General features: G+C 61.1%; 23 protein-coding genes. 6 read left to right on the top strand and 17 right to left on the bottom strand.

Annotated features, from left to right (window positions below):
• Positions 1-335 precede the first annotated feature (335 nt).
• Positions 336-1,073 (bottom strand): SDR family oxidoreductase, encoded by a 738-nt coding sequence (locus tag JWU58_RS16530; protein ID WP_024012510.1) that lies wholly within the window; start codon positions 1,071-1,073, stop codon positions 336-338.
• 126 nt (positions 1,074-1,199) lie between these two features.
• A complete protein-coding gene (locus tag JWU58_RS16525) occupies positions 1,200-2,156 on the bottom strand; it encodes a helix-turn-helix domain-containing protein (protein ID WP_404940239.1) in 957 nt (318 codons plus the stop codon).
• 182 nt (positions 2,157-2,338) lie between these two features.
• Between JWU58_RS16525 and JWU58_RS16520 the strand changes: the two genes are divergently transcribed.
• Positions 2,339-3,103 (top strand): SDR family NAD(P)-dependent oxidoreductase, encoded by a 765-nt coding sequence (locus JWU58_RS16520; RefSeq protein ID WP_016774231.1) that lies wholly within the window; start codon positions 2,339-2,341, stop codon positions 3,101-3,103.
• Positions 3,104-3,277: 174 nt separating this feature from the next.
• Positions 3,278-4,195 carry an AraC family transcriptional regulator gene (locus tag JWU58_RS16515; RefSeq protein ID WP_073475257.1) on the top strand — a complete coding sequence of 306 codons (918 nt, stop codon included), beginning with the start codon at positions 3,278-3,280 and terminating at the stop codon, positions 4,193-4,195.
• Here the strand turns inward: JWU58_RS16515 and JWU58_RS16510 are convergent, their stop codons facing one another.
• Positions 4,196-5,125 (bottom strand): LysR family transcriptional regulator, encoded by a 930-nt coding sequence (locus JWU58_RS16510; RefSeq protein WP_073475254.1) that lies wholly within the window; start codon positions 5,123-5,125, stop codon positions 4,196-4,198.
• A 94-nt stretch (positions 5,126-5,219) separates the two neighbouring features.
• Positions 5,220-5,930 (bottom strand): SDR family NAD(P)-dependent oxidoreductase, encoded by a 711-nt coding sequence (locus JWU58_RS16505; protein ID WP_125926049.1) that lies wholly within the window; start codon positions 5,928-5,930, stop codon positions 5,220-5,222.
• A 265-nt stretch (positions 5,931-6,195) separates the two neighbouring features.
• Here JWU58_RS16505 and ycaC point away from each other — a divergent pair, with 265 nt between their 5' ends.
• Positions 6,196-6,825, top strand: coding sequence for an isochorismate family cysteine hydrolase YcaC (gene ycaC, locus JWU58_RS16500; protein ID WP_206420557.1), 630 nt, complete (start codon positions 6,196-6,198; stop codon positions 6,823-6,825).
• Positions 6,826-7,014: 189 nt separating this feature from the next.
• Here the strand turns inward: ycaC and JWU58_RS16495 are convergent, their stop codons facing one another.
• From JWU58_RS16495 to JWU58_RS16485, 3 genes are all read right to left on the bottom strand, one after another.
• Positions 7,015-7,713, bottom strand: a complete 699-nt coding sequence (locus tag JWU58_RS16495; RefSeq protein WP_338139252.1) for a tRNA (adenine(22)-N(1))-methyltransferase — start codon at positions 7,711-7,713, stop codon at positions 7,015-7,017.
• 129 nt (positions 7,714-7,842) lie between these two features.
• The gene (locus JWU58_RS16490) at positions 7,843-8,892 is read right to left on the bottom strand and encodes an NAD(P)-dependent alcohol dehydrogenase (RefSeq protein ID WP_206420556.1); all 1,050 of its coding nucleotides are present in this window, start codon (positions 8,890-8,892) and stop codon (positions 7,843-7,845) included.
• A 148-nt stretch (positions 8,893-9,040) separates the two neighbouring features.
• The gene (locus JWU58_RS16485; RefSeq protein ID WP_110645810.1) at positions 9,041-9,268 is read right to left on the bottom strand and encodes a hypothetical protein; all 228 of its coding nucleotides are present in this window, start codon (positions 9,266-9,268) and stop codon (positions 9,041-9,043) included.
• 164 nt (positions 9,269-9,432) lie between these two features.
• Here JWU58_RS16485 and JWU58_RS16480 point away from each other — a divergent pair, with 164 nt between their 5' ends.
• Positions 9,433-9,642, top strand: a complete 210-nt coding sequence (locus tag JWU58_RS16480) for a hypervirulence associated TUDOR domain-containing protein (protein WP_136494225.1) — start codon at positions 9,433-9,435, stop codon at positions 9,640-9,642.
• On the opposite strand, the gene JWU58_RS16475 is transcribed toward JWU58_RS16480, so the two are convergent.
• From JWU58_RS16475 to JWU58_RS16455, 5 genes are all read right to left on the bottom strand, one after another.
• Positions 9,639-10,892: an NAD(P)/FAD-dependent oxidoreductase gene (locus tag JWU58_RS16475; protein ID WP_206420555.1), complete on the bottom strand. Its 1,254-nt coding sequence runs from the start codon at positions 10,890-10,892 to the stop codon at positions 9,639-9,641. The two genes, JWU58_RS16480 and JWU58_RS16475, sit on opposite strands and share 4 nt — an antisense overlap.
• Entirely contained in the window at positions 10,882-12,474 is a 1,593-nt protein-coding gene (locus tag JWU58_RS16470) for an aldehyde dehydrogenase (NADP(+)) (RefSeq protein WP_206420554.1), read from the bottom strand. The genes JWU58_RS16475 and JWU58_RS16470 overlap by 11 nt, the downstream gene beginning before the upstream one ends.
• Positions 12,475-12,537: 63 nt before the next feature.
• On the bottom strand, positions 12,538-13,485 hold the full coding sequence (locus tag JWU58_RS16465) for a dihydrodipicolinate synthase family protein (RefSeq protein ID WP_110599051.1): 948 nt from the start codon (positions 13,483-13,485) through the stop codon (positions 12,538-12,540).
• A 54-nt stretch (positions 13,486-13,539) separates the two neighbouring features.
• Positions 13,540-14,466, bottom strand: a complete 927-nt coding sequence (locus JWU58_RS16460) for a 4-hydroxyproline epimerase (protein WP_039763195.1) — start codon at positions 14,464-14,466, stop codon at positions 13,540-13,542.
• A gap of 22 nt (positions 14,467-14,488) precedes the next feature.
• Entirely contained in the window at positions 14,489-16,114 is a 1,626-nt protein-coding gene (locus JWU58_RS16455; RefSeq protein WP_206420553.1) for an APC family permease, read from the bottom strand.
• A 221-nt stretch (positions 16,115-16,335) separates the two neighbouring features.
• Between JWU58_RS16455 and JWU58_RS16450 the strand changes: the two genes are divergently transcribed.
• The gene (locus JWU58_RS16450; RefSeq protein WP_123441723.1) at positions 16,336-17,106 is read left to right on the top strand and encodes an AraC family transcriptional regulator; all 771 of its coding nucleotides are present in this window, start codon (positions 16,336-16,338) and stop codon (positions 17,104-17,106) included.
• Here the strand turns inward: JWU58_RS16450 and JWU58_RS16445 are convergent.
• Together JWU58_RS16445 and JWU58_RS16440 are read right to left on the bottom strand one after the other, a co-directional pair.
• Positions 17,103-17,699, bottom strand: a complete 597-nt coding sequence (locus tag JWU58_RS16445; RefSeq protein ID WP_110645804.1) for a LysE family translocator — start codon at positions 17,697-17,699, stop codon at positions 17,103-17,105. The two genes, JWU58_RS16450 and JWU58_RS16445, sit on opposite strands and share 4 nt — an antisense overlap.
• Positions 17,700-17,753: 54 nt before the next feature.
• The gene (locus tag JWU58_RS16440) at positions 17,754-18,590 is read right to left on the bottom strand and encodes an AraC family transcriptional regulator (protein WP_206420552.1); all 837 of its coding nucleotides are present in this window, start codon (positions 18,588-18,590) and stop codon (positions 17,754-17,756) included.
• Between the two features lie 1,033 nt (positions 18,591-19,623).
• Here JWU58_RS16440 and JWU58_RS16435 point away from each other — a divergent pair.
• Entirely contained in the window at positions 19,624-19,962 is a 339-nt protein-coding gene (locus tag JWU58_RS16435; RefSeq protein ID WP_206420551.1) for a hypothetical protein, read from the top strand.
• Positions 19,963-20,041: 79 nt separating this feature from the next.
• Here the strand turns inward: JWU58_RS16435 and JWU58_RS16430 are convergent, their stop codons facing one another.
• Genes JWU58_RS16430 through JWU58_RS16420 form a run of 3 tightly spaced genes read right to left on the bottom strand, consistent with a single transcriptional unit; the run spans position 20,042 to position 23,558 of the window.
• On the bottom strand, positions 20,042-21,280 hold the full coding sequence (locus tag JWU58_RS16430; protein ID WP_122699058.1) for a nucleoside permease: 1,239 nt from the start codon (positions 21,278-21,280) through the stop codon (positions 20,042-20,044).
• Positions 21,281-21,322: 42 nt separating this feature from the next.
• Entirely contained in the window at positions 21,323-22,405 is a 1,083-nt protein-coding gene (locus JWU58_RS16425) for a sugar phosphate isomerase/epimerase family protein (protein WP_206420550.1), read from the bottom strand.
• The gene (locus JWU58_RS16420) at positions 22,395-23,558 is read right to left on the bottom strand and encodes a Gfo/Idh/MocA family protein (protein ID WP_206420549.1); all 1,164 of its coding nucleotides are present in this window, start codon (positions 23,556-23,558) and stop codon (positions 22,395-22,397) included. The genes JWU58_RS16425 and JWU58_RS16420 overlap by 11 nt, the downstream gene beginning before the upstream one ends.
• Positions 23,559-23,639: the final 81 nt, after the last annotated feature.

Genomic DNA, 23,639 nt, shown 5'->3' with positions numbered 1-23,639 from the left:
ACATTCAACATCTTTGCCGGCTGATCCACCGCTTTCGCGAGCAAGCTCGCTCCCACAATGTTCCGTGTTGACCAATGATTTGGTGGTGCTACAACCTCTGTGGGAGCGAGCCTGCTCGCGAAGACGGCGGTACATCCAACATATTTGCCGGCTGATCCACCGCTTTCGCGAGCAAGCTCGCTCCCACAATGTTCCGTGTTGACCAGTGATCTGGCGGTGCCACAACCCCATGTGGGAGCGGGCTTGCCCGCGAAGACGGCGGCACATTCAACCTCTTTGCCCGCTGAACCACCGCTTTCGCGAGCAGGCTCGCTGCCACAGATTGACTCCGGGTCTCAGTAGGGGCTCGCCGTTGGGCGTACGATCAGTTCGCTGACGTCCACGTCCGCCGGTTGTTCGACGGCGTAGGCAATCGCGCGGGCGATGGCTTCGGCGGGGATGGCGATCTTGCGGAATGACTTCATCTCTTCGCGGCCGCCTTCATCGGAAATGCTCTCGGCCAGTTCCGATTCGGTCACGCCCGGTGCGATGACGGTGACGCGGATATCGCCGCCCACCTCCTGACGCAAGCCTTCGGAAATCGCCCGTACGGCGTATTTGGTCGCGCAGTACACCGCCGCAGTAGGGCTGACCGCGTAAGCGCCGATCGAGGCGATGTTGATGATCTGCCCGGCGCGCTGGCGCTGCATCAACGGCAGGCTGGCGGCGATGCCGTGGAGTACGCCACGGATGTTGACGTCGATCATGCGGTTCCACTCATCGACCTTCAGCGCGTCCAGCCGCGACAACGGCATGACCCCGGCATTATTGACCAGCACATCGACACGGCCGTAGTGCTCCACGGCAAAATCGACGAAGCGCTGCACATCCTGCTGATCGGTGACGTCCAGTGCGCGGAACTGCGCGTGGCCACCGGCGCCGTTGATCTCTTCGGCAATCACGGCCAGACGCTCGGTGCGCCGTGCGCCCAACACCACTTTGGCGCCACGTTCGGCGAGCAGGCGTGCGGTTGCTTCTCCGATGCCGCTGCTGGCGCCGGTAATCACGATCACTTTGTCTTGAATGTTCAGCATGATGTCGTCCTCTTCTGTGTGCCCGTGAGTGGGCTTGGAAGAAGATTAAGTGCGGGGGCGCATGGGCTATTAATCGATTCCTCCACGGGATTTGCCCAATTCTGCTGCGTCGCTTTTCGACAGGTTTCAGGCCCCGCGTGGCGCATCGCGGTAGGCGCTCGGGGTGACGCCGACTTCACGGCGGAACACCTGGGAAAAGTGGCTGGGGCTGGAGTAGCCAACCTCCAGGCCGATGTCGATCACGCTGTGGGCGGTTTCCAGCAACAGATGACGCGCGCGGCTCATGCGCAGGCGGATGAAGTATTGCGAGGGCGATAAACCGGTGGCGCGCTTGAAGGTGCGGCTGAAGTGGTAGTCGCTCAGCCCGGCGATGGCGGCCAGATGACTGAGACTGAAATCCTCCGCCAGATTCGCATTCATGGCTTCGATCACCCGGCGCAGTTTGTAGGCGGGCAGGGCGTTGTCGCGGCGCGGGTTGCTGTCCGGGTCGAGGTAATGACGCAGCAGATGGATCGCCAACGCCTGAGCAAGGCTGTGCACCAGCAGTGCGCTGGGCTGGCGCTGTTGTGTGAGTTCGATGCGCAGTTGCTCAAGGATGAAGCTGACCTGCTCGTCACGCGCACCGGACACATCGACAAACGTCACTGCACCGGCCTGTTCGCCGAACGCTTCGCGCGCCGCTTGTTCGATCAGGCCCAGACCGAGGTAGAGGTGCATGACTTCGAAGACCTCACAGCCTTCGGTTTGCCAGCGCATTTCATAGGGTTCGCGGGTGTTGGTCAGGAAGAAGTCGCCCGCCGTGACCTGGCTCGCCTGCCATTCTCCGCCCAACGAACGTTCTTCGACCCGGGCAGTGCCGGCCAATACCAGCACCAGCAGCGGTTCGGCCACGCACGGCACGCGGATCGGCTCAAGCAGGGTTTGATGGCGGAACAGCTGCACCACTGCATCCTTGATCTGCGGCCGCGGCGTGGTCGTTTCCGCAACACCGGGCAGATGCTCCGGCATGGCTTCGGCAGCGATGCGCGCGGGCTGGCTGATTGTCGGCGTAGCAGGGCTGGCAGGGGGCACAGAACGCTCCATCAAAAGCTTTGGCTGAGAATGATTTTGCAGGTTAGGGCGGGCGAATGAGAAATTCCAGCGCAAAACTCCGACAGTCCCGGCAATCGCCCGAAAGCCCGGCGGCGGCCAGTGCGCGACAGTGAAGCCGTGTTTACGAGCGCGCCATCAGGCGCAACACCGATTCGCTATCGAGGAGTTAAACCATGACTGATTTCAACCACACCCTGCCACAAGAAGTCGCCGGTAAAGTTGCACTGGTCACTGGCGCGGCCAGTGGCATCGGCAAGGCGATTGCGCTGATGCTGCACGCTCGCGGCGCCAAGGTGATTGCCGAAGACCTCAACCCGGCTGTCGAAGAACTGGCTCGTCCCGATCTGGTGCCGCTGGTGGCGGACATCACCGAGGACGGCGCCGCCGAACGCGCAGTCGGCCTTGCCGTCGAGCAGTTCGGGCGCCTGGATATTCTGGTCAACAACGCCGGGATCATTATCAACAAAGCCGTGATCGACATGAGCCGCGACGACTGGGAAAAGATCCAGGCAGTCAATGCCACGGCCGCCTTCCTGCACTGTCGCGAAGCGGTCAAGGCGATGATCCCGAACAAGTCCGGGGCGATCGTCAATATCGCTTCCTATGCCTCGTACTTTGCCTTCCCGACCATTGCCGCCTACACCGCTTCCAAAGGTGCGCTGGCACAATTGACTCGTACGCTGGCCCTGGAAGTCATCGAACACGGCATTCGCGTCAATGCCATCGGCGTCGGCGATGTGGTGACCAATATTCTCAACGATGTGGTCGAGGACGGCCCTGGCTTCCTCGCGCAGCACGGCGAAGCAGCGCCAATCGGTCGGGCGGCGCAACCGGAAGAAATCGCCGAAATCGTCACCTTCCTCGCCTCCGACCGCGCCAGTTTCATGGTCGGCTCGGTGGTCATGGCCGATGGCGGCATGACGGTAACGGCGGGTTGATAGTCGGGTGAGAAGCCAAGGGCGCGTGTGATAACGCGCCCATGGCTTTGCCAGTAAGACGAGCACGCAGAATCAGGCAAATCTGCAGCATCTTTGATCTAGTCGCCGCTGGGTAAAACTGGCTAATCTTCCTCCGCAGTTGACCCACCTTCGTCTGCTTTCGAGGCCCTTTGCATGGATAACCACGACGCTTCCATCCTCCACGACACGGCGGTGTATCGCGCCGAACTGGTGCGCTTGCTGACTCAACGCTTCGATGCGCCAGGCACCTACGAAACGGCGATTGCGCCGCTGCACGTGATCCGTCTCGATGGCCCGTCCGAGCTGATTCACGTTGTGCACCGGCCAGCGCTGTGCCTGATCGTGCAGGGGCGCAAGGAAGTCGGGCTGGGTGATGAGCGCTTCCTCTACGACCCGCTGAATTATCTGGTGGTGTCAGTGACATTGCCGGTGTCGGGACGGGTGATCGAAGCCTCGCCCGAGGCGCCGTATTTTTGCGTACGGCTGGATTTCGATCCGGCACAACTGACGCAACTGATTGCCGAGTCGCCGCTGACCGGCATGCCACAGGACGCCGGTCGCGGCATGTTTCTCGACAAGATCGACGTGACATTGCTCGATACCATGCTGCGTCTGGTGCGCCTGCTGGATAATCCACGCGACATCGGCATGCTCGCGCCGATGGCTTTGCGCGAGCTGTATTACCGTCTGCTGCGCGGCCAGCACGGGCATCTGCTGTATGAAATCGCCGTCAGCGATTCGCAGACCCACCGGGTCACGCGCGCTATCGACTGGCTGAACAAGAATTTCACCGAGCCGCTGCGTATCGACGCGCTGGCGCAGGTGGCCAACCTGAGCAACTCGGCGCTGCATCACCGCTTCAAAGCCGTCACCGCGATGAGCCCGCTGCAATATCAAAAACAGCTGCGCCTGCAAGAGGCGCGGCGGCTGATCATCAATGAAGGGCTGGACGTCTCGAGCGCCTGTTACCGCGTCGGCTACGAAAGCGCTTCGCAGTTCAGCCGCGAATACAACCGCCAGTTCGGCTGCCCGCCGTCCAAGGAACTCAGCCGCCTGCGTCAGACCGGTTGATTACCGCGCGGGTCCTGCCCATTGCTCACGAAACCCCAGCAGAAAATCCACAAACGCCCGCACCCGTTGCGGCACATAGCGGCCGTGCGGGTAGAGCAGGGTGTAGGGGCGCGAACGTCCGGCGTACGGTTGCAGCACTTCCATCAGGCGACCATCGGCGAGTTCCTGCTCGACGATGAAACGATAAGTCTGAAACAGCCCGGCGCCGTGCTTGGCCAGCGTCACACCGCCGAGCACATCGTCGGAACAGGAATAGCCACCGTCGGAAATCACTTCCAGGTCCCGGCCGTTTTCCTGAAACAGCCAGGAAATCCGCCGCCCGCTGCTGGGCAATTCGAACTGGATGCACTCATGCGCGATGAGATCGTCCAGCGTCTGCGGCGTGCCGGCTCTATGCAGATATTCGGGGGCGGCGACCACCACCAGGGCGGCGTCTTCCAGCAGGCGCGCGATCAGGGTCGAGTCCGGTTGCGCGCGCACGCGTATCGCCAGGTCATAGCCCTCTTCAACGAAGTCGATATTGCGGTTGCCCAAGTGCACGTCGACCGTGACCTCGGGGTACAACGCGCGAAATTTCGGTAGCAGCGGCAGGATGCGGTGATGCCCGTAGGTGGTTGGCAGGCTGATGCGCAGTCGACCCGATGGCGAAGTCTGCGCGCCCATGACTTCCTGCTGCGCTTCGACCAGTTGCGTCAGCGCCTGGCTGCATTGTTCGAAGAAGCTGCGGCCGGCGTCGGTGAGACGGATGCTGCGCGTGGTGCGCGCGAACAGTCGCGAACCCAGGCGTTGCTCCAGACGCAGAATCGATCGGCTCACTGCGGCCGGCGTGACCCCGGCCAGTTGCGCGGCGGCGGTGAAGCTGCCGGCTTCGGCGGCCAGGCAGAACAGTTCGATACTGCCTAACTGCAAATCTTCAAAATGGCGTTTCATTGTGGCTCGCACCGAGGATCGACGGACGTTCATCCTCTGTGTACCACAACCAACGACGCCGCCGGTATCCACCGGCGGCGTTGCAGGGTTTCGATCAATGGCCGGCGCTCTGGCCACCGTCGACATGCAGGATCTCGCCAGTGACGAAATTTGCCCCGTCGAGGTAGAGGATCGCTTGCACGATGTCGTCGATTTCGCCCATGTGGCCGACCGGGTGCAGGCTGCCCAATGCCTGATGGGTTTCCTCGGCGTGCATCGGCGTCTTGATGATGCCCGGCGACACGGCGTTGACCCGAATCCCGCGCTTGGCGTACTCGATCGCCAGGGATTTGGTCGCGGCGTTGATGCCGCCCTTGGTCAGCGACGCCAATACCGAAGGCACGCCGTCGATTGCATGATCGACCAGGCTGGTGGTCACGCTAACGACGTGGCCGCTGCCGTGTTTTTCCATCTCGGCGATGGCCAGTTGCGAGATGTAGAAGAAGCCGCTCATGTTGGTCGCCACGACCTGGGCATAGTCCGCCTGGCTGTAAGCGGTGAACGGCTTGGCCAGAAAGATCCCGGCATTGTTGACCAGCGTATCGACGCGACCGAAGCGGGCGACAGCGGCGCGAATCACGCGCTCGGCGGTTTGCGGATCGGCAATGTCGCCGGCGACGGTCAGGACATTCGGGTCGCTCGACTCTTTGATCGAGCGCGAAGTAGCGACCACTTGATGGCCAAGGGCGCGAAAGCCTTCGACCAGACCTGCACCAATGCCTTGCGAAGCGCCGGTGATGACAACTACTTTTTTCGATGTGCTCATGATGATTTCCTCTGTCGCTGGCCCGTCAGGATGGCGGGTGGCTGTTGGAGGAGACTTTAGGAAGTTGTGCCGAGTTGATAAATGGGGGCTGAGGTACATCATTTGTACTGTGGTGTATCTAATCAGAGCGGGCCTCGAATGATTGTCCCGTTTGAGTGGACGGTGAAACGCTTTTCAGCCGATTTATCCCTTTGCTGTGCGTCAGTAATCTGTACCCAACTTGAACGCAACAACAAAACTTCAAACTTGAAAAGGGACGCACACCATGACTACTCCAACCTACAAACGCCTGAACAAAGACGACGCTATCGTGCTGCTGGTTGACCACCAGACCGGTCTGATCTCGCTGGTGCAGGACTTCTCGCCGAACGAGTTCAAGAACAACGTGCTGGCGCTGGCGGATCTGGCCAAGTTCTTCGACCTGCGAACCATCCTCACCACCAGCTTCGAACAAGGCCCGAACGGCCCGCTGGTACCGGAGCTGAAAGAGATGTTCCCGGACGCGCCGTACATCGCTCGCCCTGGCCAGATCAATGCCTGGGACAACGAAGATTTCGTCAAGGCAATCAAGGCTACCGGGCGCAAGCAGATCATCATCGCCGGTGTGGTAACGGATGTTTGTGTAGCGTTCCCGACCCTGTCGGCACTGGCAGAAGGCTTTGATGTGTTTGTGGTCACCGATGCGTCCGGCACGTTCAACACCACCGTGCAGCAAGCCGCATGGAGCCGCATGACTCAGGCCGGCGCGCAGATGATGAACTGGTTCTCGGTGGCCTGTGAGCTGCACCGCGACTGGCGCAACGACATTGAAGGTCTGGGTAACCTGCTGTCGCAGCGCATTCCAAACTACCGCAACCTGATGAACAGCTACTCGGCGCTGACGCAGCAGAAGTAAGTTCATCACCCACGAAAAAGCCTGCTTTTAACAGCAGGCTTTTTGTTTTTCCGACGGCTGCGGCCAACTTGGTTGCTCTATAGCTTGACCCACCGCTTTCGCGAGCAGGCTCGCTCCCACAGTTGACTGTGTTCGCTCAGGAGAAATGCAATTTCCTGTGGGAGCCTGCTTGCGAAGAGGGCGGCACAGTCACCCGAGCAATTCGCTGATCCACTGCATCTCTTGCCTCAGCGCATGAATTTTGTCCTGCGGCAAAACCTGTCGCGCTCGCGTAAACTGCCCCAACGTCTTTTGCCGCTGCTTCAGTCTGCGTTGCCATTTGTGCAGAAATGCCGGGCAGCGTGCTTGCAGATGCAGCGGTCCGAAAAACAATTCTCTGGCGTTGTAAGTCAGCGGTTCAACGGCTGGCTCGGCCACGATGATTTCGTAGTCGAAGCGGTTCTCATGCAGCACCTCTTCACAGACGATGCGGTAGCCGTTGTCCATCAACCATTGGCGCAGCGTTTGCTCGCCGCCGTTGGGCTGCAGGATCAATCGTTCGTGGCCGCTGAGATGGGCTTTGCCACTGTCGAAAATATCGCGAATGGTTTCGCCGCCCATGCCGCACAGGGTGATGGCGCTGATGGCGTCGTCAGGTTTGATTGCCGCCAGGCCGTCGGCCAGACGCACGCTGATCTGGCCGTGCAGGTCGTTGTCATTGACGGTGCGTTGCGCTGCGTGGAACGGCGTGCGCGCGACCTCGCCAGCCACCGCCGCTGTAATCAGGCCTCGGCGCATCAGGGCAACCGGCAAATAGGCGTGATCCGAGCCGATATCCGCCAGCCGCGCGCCGACCGGTACGTGGGCAGCGACGCGCTCCAGGCGCATGGACAATGTCTGTTGATTCAATGGCGACCCCGTTCACCCAGCGGTGGAAAAAGGGGTGCGACTCTGGCGAGCAACGCGGGCGCTGTCAAATCGCGCCGATGGAATCCCTCAAGCCATCGGCAGCACGGCGCTGCCGATGGACGTTGGCGCTTAGCCGGCGAGGGTTGCGTTGTCGATGACGAAGCGGTATTTCACGTCGCCCTTGAGCATGCGCTCGTAGGACTCGTTGATCTGGTCGGCGCGGATCAATTCGATGTCGGAAACGATGCCGTGCTCGGCGCAGAAATCCAGCATTTCCTGAGTTTCGGGAATGCCGCCGATCATTGAACCGGCAATGGTGCGCCGCTTGGTGATCAGGTTGAACACGTTCGGCGACGGATGCGGCGATGCGGGCGCTCCGACCAGGGTCAACGCGCCGTCGCGCTTGAGCAGAACCAGGAACGCGTCGAGATCGTGCGGCGCTGCGACGGTATTGAGGATGAAGTCGAAGCTCTTGGTGTGTGCCGCCATTTCCTCGGCATTGCGTGACACCACCACTTCGTCCGCGCCCAGTGCCTTAGCCGCTTTACGCTTGGATTCGGAAGTGGTGAATGCGACGACATGGGCGCCCATGGCGTGGGCCAGTTTGATGCCCATGTGGCCCAGGCCACCGATGCCGACCACGCCGACTTTCTTGCCAGGGCCAGCGCGCCACTGACGCAGCGGCGAGTAGGTGGTAATGCCGGCGCAGAGCAGCGGCGCGACGGCGGCCAGTTGCGCCTCGGGATGACGAATCCGCAACACATAGCGCTCGTGCACGACGATGTTTTGCGAGTAACCGCCGAGGGTCCAGCCCGGTGCGTCCGGGGTCGGGAAATTGTAGGTGCCGATCATGCCGTCGCAGTAATTTTCCAGACCGGATTCGCAGTCATCGCAGTGCTGGCAGCTGTCGACGATGCAACCGACACCGACCAGATCGCCGACCTTGTAGTTTTTGACGTGATCGCCAACCGCCGAGACGCGGCCGACGATTTCATGGCCGGGCACGCAGGGGAATTGCGTGCCAGCCCATTCGGCGCGCACCTGATGCAAGTCGGAATGGCAGATGCCGCAGAAGGCGATATCGATCTGCACGTCGTGCGCCGCCGGGGCACGGCGGTTGATCTGCATCGGTTCAAGAGGTTTGTCGCCAGCGTGGGCGCCATAGGCTTGTACGAGCATGTGAGCATCCTCCATGGGGTTGTCGGACGCCCATTGTTGCGCCTAGGGCGGAGCGCGAAGTAGTGCATTTCTGTGAAATGCTTGCCTGATTCTGCTGTTGACTGCGCAACCGAAAGGCAGCCGCATGGCGACGGCTGCCTTTTCAGGCTCAACGCGGATTGGGCTGGTCGTCCATCTCGGCGTTATCGGTTTCCTGACGTACGCGCTCCGGATCCAGACCGGTATCGTCATCATCCAGCGGGATTTCGCCCTCGTTGTCGGGCAGTTCGTCGATGCCGCGTTCCTTCATCGGATCGACCTCTGTACGCCCCGGACTCAGCGGGTCGGGCGTGGTTGGGAGCGGATCGTCACCTTGCTTGCCTTGATCGTTGTTCATCTCACACCTCGTCATTGCCGTTTTCTATGGCTCGTGGAAGTTGGAGGTGCGGGCGATTTTCGCCGTTCGATTTTTTTGCCTGCCTTCGGTCGCCTCTCAAAAAAGCGGAATTTCTCCGACGCGCGCGGCTCCATAAACCAACAGCCAGAGGCGAGGAGGCAATGATGAGCAGTTCATTCAAAGTCGGCGATGCGGTGCGCTGGAAATCCGAGGCCGGCGAGATTCACGGCAAAGTGGTCAAGGTGCACACCCGCGACACCGAGTTCATGGGCCGCCACCGGCCGGCTTCGAAAGACGCGCCGCAGTACGAGGTCAAGAGCGACAAGACCGGCCACCTGGCCATGCATCACGGCGACGCGCTGAAGCACGCTTAGAAACGTGCCAGTCGGTAGGCGTCGACACTCGGCAGCGCGAGAGCGGCGCCTGAGACCATCTGCCCGATCAATTCCGCCGTCAGCGCCGCTTGAGTCAGGCCCAGATGCTGGTGACCGAAGGCAAGCAGGACCTTGCCGTCGCAAACCTGATCGATCACCGGCAGCGAATCCGGCAGCGACGGGCGAAAGCCCATCCACGGCGTCGCGGCATCAGCGTTCAGGTCCTTGCGAAACAGACCTTGGCTCAGGCGCTGCAATTGCCAGGCGCGTGCCATGTTTGCTGGCCGCTCCAGCCCGGCGAACTCGACTGTGCCGGCCAGGCGCAGGCCATCGCGCATGGGCGTCATGATGAATTTGCGTTCCAGTGAGGTGACGGGGAAGGGCAGGCGATCATGCTCGTGGGGCAGCATCAGGTGATAGCCACGTTCGGTGTCCAACGGTACCTGCTTGCCAGTCAGCGCGGCAGTCAGTTTCGCCGAATGCGCACCGCAGGCCAGTAACACGCGTCTGGCCGTTACCCCGCCATTACCGGTCACTAATAAAACACCGTTCTCCTGCACGTAGCCGCCCTGAACCTGCTGCTGGCGAAAACTCACGCCGCTGCTGCGAGCCGCTTCGACCAGTGCGCAGACCACCCGATAGGGATCAAGGAAATGCCCTGTGCGCGGGAAAAACAGTCCGCCCTGAATCTGTTCGCTGAGTTGCGGCGCCGTTTCGCGGATCGCCCCGGCCTGCCAGTAATCCACCGGCACCTGCTGCTGATGCAGGCGTGCCTGCAAGGCTTCGAGCAATTGCCGCGATTCAGGTTTTTCGAAGACCAGTAACGAGCCGTCAACCTTGAGCAGATCCGGGCGCTGGATATCGCTGAGCAAGCGCTGCCACGCGTCGAGACTGCTTTCATTCAGCGCGCGCAGGCCTGCGACGGTTTTCTGAAATGGCTCAGGCCGCAGATTCAGCAGCAAGCGGGTGAACCACGGCAGGGCGCGCGGCAGGTATTTCCAGTCCAGGCGCAGCGGCCCCATCGGGTCCATGAGCATGGCCGGCAAACGCTTGAGGATCGACACGTCTGCAATCGGAAATACCTGCTCGGTGGCCAGATGCCCGGCATTACCGAACGAAGCGCCATGCCCCGGTTCCTGCTGATCGATGACCACCACGCGCAAACCCTGACGCGCCAGGCGCAGTGCGCAAGCCACGCCAATGATTCCAGCGCCGACCACGGCGATGTCGTGCGAAGGGTTATTCGCCATGGCGTGTCGCTTCCCGTTGACCATCGAGCAAGCGCCGAAGGTTGAGCGGATTGGTCTGTTGCAGCGCCGTCGGCAGCAAGCTGTCGGGGAAATCCTGATAGCACACCGGCCGCAGGAAACGCAGGATCGCCGCAGTGCCCACCGAGGTGCTGCGCGCATCCGAGGTTGCCGGGTAAGGCCCGCCATGCACCATTGCATCGCAGACTTCCACCCCGGTCGGCCAGCCATTGACCAGCAGGCGCCCGGCCTTGCGCTCGAGGGTTGGCAGCAACGTACGCGCCAGTGCAAGGTCGGCGTCATCCATGTGCAGGGTCGCGGTCAGTTGGCCTTCCAGATGTGCGCAGACCTGACGGATTTCTTCGTCACTGCTGCATTGCACGATCAGCGCTGTCGCGCCGAAGACCTCGGCTTGCAAGCTTTGATCGGCAAGAAAATCCGCTGCATCGGTGCTGAAGACATGCGCCTGACACTGATTCGGGCCGCCGCCGACTTGGCCAACCGCTACCGCGCGTGCACGGGGATTGCCTTGCAGAGCCGTCACGCCTGCTTGATAGGCGCCGAAGATGCCGGGTGTGAGCATGGTTTGCGCCGCGCTGCGCGGGATCAGTTCAGCCACTGCGTCGAGAAACCCGTCGAGCGCCGGGCCTTTGCGGGCAATCAGCAATCCCGGGTTGGTGCAGAACTGCCCGGCGCCCAATGTCAGCGACGCGACAAACCCTTCGGCCAGCGCCTGCGCGCGATTTTCCAGCGCGGCGGGAAACAGCAAAACCGGGTTGATCGAGCTCATTTCCGCATACACCGGGATCGGCTCGGCCCGCGCTTGCGCAGCTTTCATCAAGGCCAGACCGCCAGTGCGCGAGCCGGTGAAACCAGCGGCTTTGGTGCGCCAGTCGCTGACCAATGCGATGCCGACTTCGTAGCCAGAATCGAACAATAAGGAAAACACGCCCTCGGGCAGAGCGCAGGCTTTGACCGCTTGCGCCACTGCGCGGCCGACCAGTTCGCTGGTGCCCGGATGGGCGCTGTGCGCCTTGACGATTACCGGGCAACCGGCCGCCAGTGCTGCGGCGGTGTCGCCGCCGGCCACGGAAAATGCCAGCGGAAAGTTGCTCGCGCCGAACACCGCGACCGGCCCCAAGGCAATCTGCCGCTGGCGCAAGTCGGAGCGCGGCAGTGGCTGGCGTTGCGGTTGCGCACTGTCGACGCGCACGTCCAGCCATTCACCCGCGCGCACCGTGCGGGCGAACAGGCGCAATTGCGAGCAGGTGCGGCCACGTTCGCCCTGAAGGCGTGCAGGCGGCAGACCGGTTTCGGCGTGGGCGCGTTCGATCAGTTCATCGCCAAGGTTTTCGATGTGTTCGGCAATGCTTTCGAGAAATGCCGCACGGGCGCTCAGGCTGGTTTCGCGATACGCATCTTGCGCCGCCCAGGCCAGGGCGCAGGCCTGTTCCACCTGTTCGGCTGATGCCCCGGCGAACTGCGGTTCAAGTGCCTGGTTGGTCGCCGGATCAATCCCGCGAAAGGCCGGACGCGTACCCGCCACGGATTGTTGGCCGATCAGCATGTTGCCCGTCAGAGTCATGGTGTCTTCCTGTGAAATGAGCGAGGCCTGCCGCGAATCGTTTTGACTCGCGGCAGGTAGTAGTCAGGCGAAATTCTGCTCGGCGGACCAGTTTTCGTACCAGTGACGGAACAGCGAATACTGCTTCTCGGCATAGCGCCGTTGCGAGTCGCTCAGCACGTCGCTTTCATTGAAGTGCAGGGTGTATTCCTTGTCGCCGTTGAGCACCATCAGGTGCTTGTAATACAGCACCAGATCGCAACCTTCGTCGAACGATGACAGCACGGCTAGCGCCGACTCCAGTTCCCGCGCCTGGCGCCGGGCCTTGGCATCGCCTTGCGCGGCCTGCTTGCTCAGCGCCACCAGTTGCAGCACTTCGCGAGGAAGGGCGTTGCCGATGCCGGTAATGGCGCCGGTAGCGTTGCAGTTGACGAAGCCGTGCACCACTTGCGTGTCGACGCCGACCATCAGCGTCACGTCGTCATCCTTGGAGGTGATGTTCTCGGCCGCGTAGCGCAGGTCCGCGCCGCCGCCGAATTCCTTGAAACCGATCAGGTTCGGGTACTCGCGGCGCAGTTCGAAAAACAGATCGGCGCGGGTGGCGAAGCCGTAATAAGGGCTGTTGTAGATCACCGCCGGCAAGTTCGGTGCGGCTTGCAGGATCGCGGCGAAGTGGGCCTTTTGCGCCGTCGCCGAAGCGCCACGGGACAGCACGCGCGGGATGACCATCAAGCCTTGCGCGCCGACTTTCGCCGCATGCGCTGCGTGGGAAACCGCTTCACGGGTATTCACCGCGCCGGTGCCGACGATGGTCGGCACCCCGGCAGCGACCAGCCGCGCCACGCCTTCCTGACGCTCGGCTTCAGTCAGCAGCGGCCAGTCGCCCATCGAGCCGCAGTAGACCACGGCGCTCATGCCGACATCGATCAGCTCGCGTCCCTTGGCCACCAGCGCATCGAAGTCTGGTTTGCGCTGGGCGGTGCATGGGGTCATCAGGGCCGGCATGCAGCCGGTGAAGATGTTGTCGCTCATGATTCAACTCCTTGGCATTTCGTTTGATTCGAAGTGAAAAATCGGCGTGGCGGCTCAGATGCCCCACGCGAACGGGTCGCTGTCGTCGATCAGCAAGGTGCTGTCGGCGGTCATGTAGGCGCGGCCGGTGATGAACGGGCGAATGCGTTCGCCTTCCCATTCGAAGCGGCCTTCGAACTGGCTGCCGGTGATGCTCGCCTGGATCCACGGTGCGCCCGGTTGCAGCTTGTCGTCGGCGGCCAGGCAGGCAAGTTTGGCGCTGGTGCCGGTGCCGCATGGTGAGCGGTCATAGGCTTTGCCGGGGCACATGACGAAGTTGCGGCTGTCAGCCTGATCGTCATCGGCGAACAGTTCGATGTGGTCGATGACCGCGCCGTCTTCGCCACAAATGCCTTGGTCTTCCAGCGCCTTGAGCATCGCCCAGGTGTACGCAGTCAGGTGTTCGACGTTGTCCATCGTTAACCTCTGGCCATGCTCGGAGACCAGATAAAACCAGTTGCCGCCATAGGCGATATCGCCGACCACGCGGCCATAACCCGGCACCTCCACCGGTACCTGTTTGCGATAGCGGTAGGCGGGCACGTTGCCCAGGGTGACCGAGCCATCGTCATGCAAAGTCGCGCTGACTTGCCCCACCGGCGTGTCGATCTTGTGCACGCCCGGCTGGATTTTCCCCAGATGCTGCAACGAATTGATCAGGCCGATGGTGCCGTGGCCGCACATGCCCAGGTATCCGGCGTTGTTGAAGAAGATCACCCCGCAGGTGGCATCAGGCGACACCGGTTGGCAATAGAGCGCGCCGACCAGCACATCGTTGCCGCGTGGCTCGAGCAGACAGGCGCGGCGCCACTGGTCGTGCTGGCTGCGCAGGGCGTCGCGTTTCTCGACCATGCTGTTGCCGGACAGCTCGGGGAAGCCGCTCATCACCAGCCGTGTCGGCTCACCGCCGGTGTGGGAATCAATGACGTGTACTCGTTTCATGAAGAGATCCCGTTGGATGATTTCAGTAGGCGCCGGCAGGGCGGGCGCTGACGGTGGACGAGGGCGCAGGGCTGTCGCTTTCTTCGTCCTCGTCGTCCAGGCGCAGCAGATGGGCAGGCACGCCGGTCGCTGCGCCCCAGTAGTAAATACCGGTGGCGCAAGCGGCGACGACGATCGTGTCGAACGGATGGGTGAGGATGCCCAGGCCACCGAAGGTGCCGAGTTTCGACAGCACGATGGTCACCGCGTAGAAGGCGATCAGCCACGCCGATGAGCGCACCTGACGCGCCAGACTCAGATGGGCGGTGGGCACGAAACGACCGCAGAACAGATAGATGACAAACATCAGGATTTGCAGGCCGAGCAGCCATGACACGGTGTTCCAGCCCGACCAGTAGACGATCAGCGCGGCGATGATGAACGACACCGGCCCGAGCAGGCCCATGCTCTTGACCCGGAACGGGCGCGGCATGTCCGGCGCATTGCGGCGCAGCGCCGCAACCGATACAGGCGCCACCGCATAGCTCAACACCAGCGCGGCGGAGACCACGTTGATCAGCGCTTCCCACGACGGGAATGGCAGGGTCCAGAACACCGACAGGGCGAAAGTCAGCCACAGCGCCGGACGCGGGATGCCGGACTTTTCATCGATGTGGGTGAAGACCTTGAAGAAAGTGCCGGTCTGCGCCCAGCCGTAGATCACGCGCGGCGTTGCGTTCATGTAAATGTTGCCGCAGCCGCTCGGCGAGATCACCGCATCGGCGACCACCAGATAGGCTAGCCAGCCGACACCGAGCGCCAGGGCGATGTCGCGATAGGGCAGGGCGAATTCCTTGCTGATACCGGCCCAGCCGTTGGCGAGCATCTCAGTCGGGATGCTGCCGAGAAAGGCCATTTGCAGCAGCACGTAGATCAGAGTCGACAGCAGCACCGAGAGAATCAGCGCGATGGGAATGGTGCGCTGTGGATTCTTCACTTCGCTGGCCACGGAAATGATCGGCGTCAGGCCCAGGTAGGCAAAGATGATCCCCCCGGCAGAGACCGCCATCTCCACGCCGGACAGGCCGAATGGAGCGAATCCCTGAACCTGGAAATTCTCCGGTTTGAAGAAGGTGAACAGCACGCCGATCACCAGCAGCGGCACGATGAATTTGAACATGCTGACCAGATTGTTGGCCTTGGCGAAGGTCTTCACGCTGCGGTAGTTGAGCAGGAAAAACACGCAGAGCAGGCCGAACTGCACCAGCCAGCCGAGGATCGTCGGATCGCCACTGCCAGCCTTGGTCAAGCCGGGAAACCACGCCGCCGCGTATTGGCGCGAGGCGACCACTTCGATCGCCACCAGACTGGAAAACGCAATCAGCGTAATGAAGCCCATCAGGTAGCCGAGCAGCGGGCCGTGGGAATAAACCGGGTAGCGCACCACGCCGCCAGCGCGGGGCAATGCCGCACCCAGTTCGCAGTAGACGATGCCCAGCAGCAACACGGCGAAACCGCCCAGCAACCAGGAAAAAATCCCCGCCGGACCGGCAATCGCCGAGACATGGCTGGCGGCGAACAACCAGCCGGAGCCGAAGATCGCGCCGAGTCCGATAAAGGTGAGGTCGATCAATGAAAGCTGTTTTTTGAACTTGCCTTGGCCTGACATGGCATCGCCTTCTTGTGAGTTATTGGATAGGCAGTTGTGTCACGTGGACGAGCAGACTTTGCACTGCTCGGCAGCGGCGGCGATTGATGTTTTATGCCGGGATCGATGACGAATTCAGCACAATGGCGCCGATGAATGCGCGGCCTCGACAGGGCCGCGACGTTGCTGCAATCTGCTGGCGAGTGACATTTGCGGTGGTTCAGCTCGAGGGGAAGTCTTTGATGCAGTCAGCGTTTTCGATCCTGTGCCAGGGCACTGACGGCTTGCGTGCGCAGACCCTCGAAGAGATGGTCGCCGGTGCCGCGCAGCTGTTGCCGATATTCGATGTGATCCCCAATGCGGCGATCTTCATCAAGGATCTGCAAGCGCGCTATGTGCTGGCCAATCGCACGCTGGTGCAGCGTTGTGGCTTGAAGGACCTGCGCCCGTTGCTGGGGAAGACCAGCGCGCAAGTGTTCCCGGCGCAGTTGGGCCCTGGTTACACCGAGCAGGATCGCAAGGTGCTGGAGGAAGGTTTCGTGTTGGAGGATCAGCTCGAACTGCACCTGTATGGCAGTCGCGAGCCGGGCTGGTGCCTGACCCACAAGCGGCCGATCTACAACCGTGACGGGACGATCATCGGCCTGGTGGGGATCTCGGTGGATTTGCAGTCAGCCAGCGAAACCCACCCGGCGTTCGAGCGCCTGGCGGCGGTCGATGAATACATCCGCGGCAACTTCAACCGGCGGGTGACGCTGGGTGAACTGACGCGGATCGCCGGGATATCCGTGGCGCAACTGGAGCGCTATTGCAAACGCGTTTTCCACCTGACGCCACGGCAGATGATTCAGAAAGTCCGCCTGGAACACGCGCATCGATTGCTGCACAGCGACTTGCCGATTACCGAGGTTGCGCTGCAATGCGGCTACACCGATCACAGCGCTTTCACCCGTCAGTTCAAGGCCTCGACCGGGTTTACACCACGCGAATACCGGCAAGCCACCGGGCATTAGACCAACACGGCCAGCCAGGCCGAGAGCAGCAGAAGAAGGGCCAGTGCCGCGTTCATTCGCTTGAACGCTTGCGGTGAGCTGAGCAACCGCGCGCTGCCAACGCCGAGCAGCGCCCAGAGCGTCATGCACGGCAGCGACACCAGCAGAAATGCCAGCGACAACACCAGCAGGCGCAGCGTCTTGTCGCCGCCGCCAACGAATACGCTGACCACGGCCACAGCCATCATCCACACCTTCGGATTGACCAGTTGCAGCAGCGCCGCGCCGAAGACGCTCAAGCCTTGTTCCTGTGCAGCATTTGGGTCCAGCGACGGCGGCGTACTGCGAAAGATCTGCCAGGCCAGCCAGCTCAACCAGAGCACGCCAGCCCAGGCCATCGCTTGCTGCACGCGCGGAAAGCGCAACAGGGTTTCGCCAGCGCCGAGCCCGACCACCAGCACGATCAGCGCCGCCGCCGCACAGGCGCCAAAGATGATCGGCAACGTGGCAATCAATCCGCGCCGCGAACTGTGGCTCAGCACCAGAATATTGGTCGGCCCCGGAGTGATCGAGGCGACGAAAGCAAACAGCAGAAAGGGCAGTAAAGAAGCCATGGTGCAGATTCCTGAGAGTCGAAACAGGACACCATGATCGTCAGTGGGCAGGCCTCAGTCTGGAAGATTTGAGCAGCGTCTGCGGTAGTCCGCCGGGGTCAGTTGATAGGCGCGGCGGAACCAGCGACCGAGGTGACTTTGATCGGCAAAACCGAGCACGCTGGCCACCTGCGCTGGCGTCTCGCCGCGTGCGAGCAATTGCCGCGCCTTGGCCAGGCGCAACTGGATCAGGTAAGCGTGGGGTGCCAGACCGAAAGCGGCCTTGAACGCGCGGGTCAGGCGAAAACGATCGACACCACAGGCTTGCGCTAGGTCGTCGAGGCCGATGTCTTCGTAGGTGTGGGCATGCAGATAGTCGCGCGCAACCTGCGCAACCAGTGGCAGGCGCGGATCGAAGTCCTGACGCTTGCGCCAGTCGAGATGGCGGGTGAGGGACGCGAGCAGGCCATCCAGCGCAGTCTGCCGGACGATGCGCAGATCGCCGTCATGTAACACGTGGAGGGCTTGCACGATCGCCGTCGACAGGCGCGGATCGTGGCTCAGTGTGTCGGCAAAGCCTGGCTGGCTGTCGGCCGGTGCCTCTTCGAACAGCGCGTGCAGTTCGCGCTCCAGCCAGTGCGGATCGAGGTACAGCATCGAGTAGGTAAAGCCATCCTCGGTCGGCGCGTGGCCATCGTGGATTTCTCCCGGCTCAAGCAGAAACACATGCCCCGGCGTACTGCGATGACGCACCCGGCGACAATTGAACTGCTGCACGCCTTGCTCGGTCACTCCGACGAGAAAACTGTCATGCCAGTGCGGATCGTAGGCATGCCCACGGAAATGCGCACGAATCGACTCGATCCCGGTATCGACATCCTGGGAGAGAGAGATCCAGTTGCGTTTGTCCATGGGAGGATTCCATAGGTCGGTTGAGCAGGGGCGTTTCTAAAATACCGCGTGGCGGAGGAGAGTGTTTAGAAGATTTGTGCAGGTGCGCAGGGGGATCGAGTCAGGCAATGTGTCCTGGATGGGGTGGGACCACAAAACGCAGACGAAAAAAAACCGCCTTCGCGGGGCGGTTTTTCAATCCTCGGTTTGGAGCCGAGGCCATGTGCTTCACTAGCCACACCAACATGTCCGCGCATGGTATTGAGTTTCTCCCGTCAGTGCAACGAAGGTTTAGCGTGATGTGCGAGGTTTTTTCGGAACGTCCAACGCATGTAACTGAATTCAGGTCTGTCAATAAACATTGTCAGAAATACGGTTTTACAAAGGTTCAGGCGTAGCCGCAGAATAACCTTGGCTACTCGGGTTTTCTCTTCTGATTTCTGCGTTAAGATGCCTGCGCTCATCTTGTTGGTAGAGCTGTGAGGTTTGGCTGGGGGCGCAAAAGGTTTCACGCCCTCTGACGCGGATTCGCACCCGCGCCGGAATGATGTCTCGGAGGGATTTCAACCGGCCGCCTCACTAGCTACACCAACATGTAGGCTGAAGGCACGCATGGTCCGGTAAGTTTGCTGGAGGTTTGGCCGCCAGCCCTGGAGGCCAAAACGTATGAAGCTTTTGCTGCGTACGCTGAGCCTTGTATGGAGATTGTTGAAAGCTTTGCGCTTTTACGAGTTCCTGCGAGATCACTTTGATGACTTGAAATAAGGGTCGTCTGAGTGGGAAAGACCCGTTTCGGTTTCGATCGATTCGGGTCTTTTTTTTGCTTGCGTAAAGCTGTCAGAAATACGATTTGTCGGTTTTGTGCTTTAGACGTTGTAGGGCGTTTCGTTTGGACGCGTAAGCACCAGCTTAACGGTTAGATAAGCAGCTGCTTTTACTCCACTCAATCATTGATTGCGTCAATAACAACCATTAAGTCAATGAGGTTCTCATATCCACGGTGCGGCGTAAGATCGGCTCCATACCCAACCACTGCACCTCGGAGCACACCATCATGAAACGCCAGACTATCCTCGGTATCGCTTTCTCGGTTTTTGCACTGAATGCCTTCGCCGCCACCGAAACCGACCCGCTGTTCAGTGATGCGGTCGCGGCCGCCACTCAAACAGACCGCTTGTTCAGCGATGCAGTAGCCGCAACCGAAACTGACCCGCTGTTCAGCGATGCAGTAGCCGCAACCGAAACCGACCCGCTGTTCAGCGATGCAGTAGCCGCAACCGAAACCGACCCGCTGTTCAGCGATGCAGTAGCCTCTGATGGCTCCGATCATCTGCAAGGCAATCGGGTCGCCGAAGGTGGCGCTGACCGTCTGCTGGAACGTCGCACCGCTTGAGCGCAACGATGAACATCGATAACGAATGCCGCCTCAACCACAGGCGGCATTCGTTCTATTCATGCATTACAACGCTGCTCTAAACCGCACTCGGCAGCACAGCCTTGTCGCGATCGCGGCTCTTGAATGTAGCCCAGAAACACAGCAACACCGCCACGGAAAAACCGGCGGGGAACAGCCAGATGCTTCTCCAGTCATGCCCCGCGCTTGATGTGAAGTGGTCGGTAATCCGTCCCGCGATCCAGAAACCAATCAACATGCCCAATCCGTACGTAGCCAAGGTGATCAAACCTTGCGCCGAGCTGCGGAAGCGTTCCGGTGCCTTGGCATCGGTGTAGATTTGCCCGGACACGAAGAAGAAGTCATAGCACACACCGTGCAGGGCAATGCCGATCAGCAGCATGAATGCCTGATCGTCGTTATTGCCGAACGCGAACAGCACGTAGCGCAACGCCCAGGCAGCCATGCCGACCAGCAGGGCGATCTTGATGCCGAAGCGATGGATGAACAGCGGCAACAGCAACATGAACAGCACTTCCGACACCTGACCGATGGCCATCTTCGCTGTCGGGTTGGTCACGCCTATCTCGGCCAGAAACGGATTGGCATTCTGGTAATAGAACGCCAGCGGAATGCAGATCAGGATCGAGGCGAGGAAGAACACCAGATAGCTGCGATCCTTGAGCAAACCCAACGCATCGACGCCGAGCATCTGCTTGAGGCTTGATGTGCCCGCTGCGCTTTTCAACGGCGCAGTGTTCGGCAGACTGAAGCTGTAAAGCCCCAGCAACAGCGACGCGACGGCGGACATCAGGAACGTATTGCGCAAGCCTCCGGCCGCGATGCTTTGCTGCGAGTCCCAGGCGAACACGAAGCTGATCACCACGCCGGCAACGATCCAGCCCACCGTGCCCCACACGCGAATGCGCGAGAACTCCAGCGCCGGGTCTTTGATCTGGCGGAACGCCACGGCATTCACCAGTGCCAATGTCGGCATGTAGACCATCATGTAGGCGAGCACATAGGGATAAAACGCGCTGAAGTCTGCCGCGCGATAGAGCTGATAAAGCAACACTGCGCCAAGCAGATGCAGCACTGCCAGAATGCGTTCGGCGTTGAAGAATCGGTCGGCAATCAAGCCAATGACAAACGGCGCCAGAATCGCGCCCCAGGATTGCGTGGCGAAGGCCATGCCGACCTGACCCCCGCTGGCGGCCAGCGTTGTCGCCAGAAAAGTGCCGAGGGTGACGAACCAGCCGCCCCAGATAAAGAACTGCAAAAACATCATCACGCTGAGTCGCGCATTCATTACGTTCATTTCAGATCACCGTATTGTTTTTATGTCGGTAACGCGGATGAATCAGTCGTCGGTCAGGCCGAGCAGGCGTCGGTTGGAAGCAGCGTCAGCGTTGACTCCGGCGAAGTCGTCGAAGGCCTTGGCGGTCTTGCGGATCATGTGTCGCTCGATGAACGCCGCGCCTTCCGCCGCGCCCTGTGCGGAGTCTTTCAGGCAGCACTCCCACTCGAGCACGGCCCAGCCGTTGAAGTCGTATTGGCACAATTTGCTGAAGATCGATTTGAAATCGATCTGGCCGTCGCCCAGCGAGCGAAAGCGCCCGGGACGCTCGACCCAACCCTGATATCCGCCGTAGACGCCGGAGCGCGCATCGGGGCGGAATTCGGCATCCTTGACGTGAAACATGCGGATGCGTTGGTGATAGCGATCGATGAAGCCGAGGTAATCCATTTGCTGCAGCAGCAGGTGGCTCGGGTCATACAGAATTGCGGCGCGGGGGTGATGATTCACCGCTTCGAGAAACTGTTCGAACGACGCGCCGTCATGCAAGTCTTCGCCGGGATGGATTTCGTAGCACAGATCAACGCCAGCCTCTTCGAAGCAGTCGAGAATCGGCAGCCAGCGTTTGCCCAGTTCGGCGAAACCTTGCTCGACCAAACCGGCCGGACGCTGTGGCCACGGATACACGTAAGGCCAGAGGAGGGCGCCGGAGAAGGTTGCATGGGCCGTGAGTCCGAGGCGCTGGCTGGCGCGGGCGGCCAGTTTCAACTGCTCAATGGCCCACTCGGTGCGCTCCTGAGGTTTGCCGCGCAGCGCGGGCGGGGCGAAGTCGTCGAACAGGCTGTCGAACGCCGGATGCACTGCGACCAATTGCCCTTGCAGGTGCGTCGACAGCTCACTGATCACCACACCCGCGCGGGCGCAGACGGCGATGAGTTCGTCGCAGTAATCCTGGCTCTCAGCGGCGCGCTGCAAATCGATGAACCGTGTGCCGAGGGTCGGTACCTGGATGGCTTTGTAGCCTTGCGAGGCCGCCCACTCGGCAATGTTGGCGAGGGAGTCGAAAGGCGCTTCGTCGGCGATGAATTGCGCGAGGAAAATCCCCGGACCTTTCAGGCCAGTCGAATTTTGCTGATCACTGTTCATTGTGCTGGGCTCCTGTCAGTGGGCCGGGGATCTCGCTCCACTTTGCATTGCCAAGGTGATTGGCGATGGCGGTTTCAATGAAGGCCATGCCGCGCAGGCCGGTCTCGATGCCCGGTACGCCCGGTGCTTGATGGCCCTCGGCGCCATGCACAATCGCTTCGGCGAGATCGCCGTACAGGTTGGCCATGGCTTCCAGATAACCTTCGGGATGCCCCGCAGGCAGGCGCATGCGTCGGGTTGCGGCGGCACACAGCCACGGCTGACCGACCCCGGAGCGCAGAACGCGCATCGGCTCGTTCAACGGTCGATGAATCAGGCTGGCCGGATCCTCTTGGCGCCATTCCAGGCCGCCCTTGTCCCCGTAGACGCGGATCTTCAGCGGGTTTTCCTCACCGGCGCAGACCTGGCTGGCGAGCAATACACCACTGGCGCCGTCGCGCATTTTGAACAGCATCGCCACATCGTCATCCAGTTGCCGACCCTCGACATGCGAGCCGAGCATTGCGTTGATGAACTGGATCGACTGGCCGGCAACGAACTCGGCGAGGGAAAACGCATGGGTGCCGATGTCGCCGATGCAGCCGCCGATCCCGGATTGCGTCGGGTCGTCGCGCCAGCCGGCCTGCTTGTTGCCTTGCCCGGCGACATCGGTGCTGAGCCAGCCTTGCGGGTACTCGACGAGAACTTTGCGCACGCGCCCGAGCACGCCGCTGGCGACCATTTCGCGGGCCTGCCAGACCATCGCGTAGCCGAGGTAGGTGTGCGCCAGCCCGTAAATTCGCTGGCTGTTGATGACCACCGAGTGCAGCGCCTGCACTTCGGTGAGGTTCAGCGCCGCGGGTTTCTCGCTGAACACGTGAAAACCGGCGCTCAATGCCTCACGGGCAATCGGTGCGTGCAGATGATTCGGAGTGACGATGACCAGCAGTTGCATGCGCTGCTCGGCGGGCAGGGCGGCTTCGCGGGTAAGCAGGGTTTGCCAATCGTCGTAACAACGTTCGGCGGATACTCCCAGGGTCGCAGCGGTGCGCTGATTATTCTCCGAGTCGCGGCTGAACGCGCCACAGACCAGTTCGAAGCGTCCGTCGAGGCCGGCGGCTTGCCGGTGGGCACGGGCAATGAATGAACCTTCACCGCCTCCAACAAAACCCATTCTTATTTTTGCGGCAGCGTACATGGCAGTCGTCTCGGTAGCTGGATGCAATGTTGATGAGCGATGTAACCGGTTACATCG

This window comes from Pseudomonas atacamensis, assembly GCF_017167965.1.
Classification (GTDB): domain Bacteria; phylum Pseudomonadota; class Gammaproteobacteria; order Pseudomonadales; family Pseudomonadaceae; genus Aquipseudomonas; species Aquipseudomonas atacamensis.
This window is presented reverse-complemented; position numbering and strand designations above follow the sequence as displayed.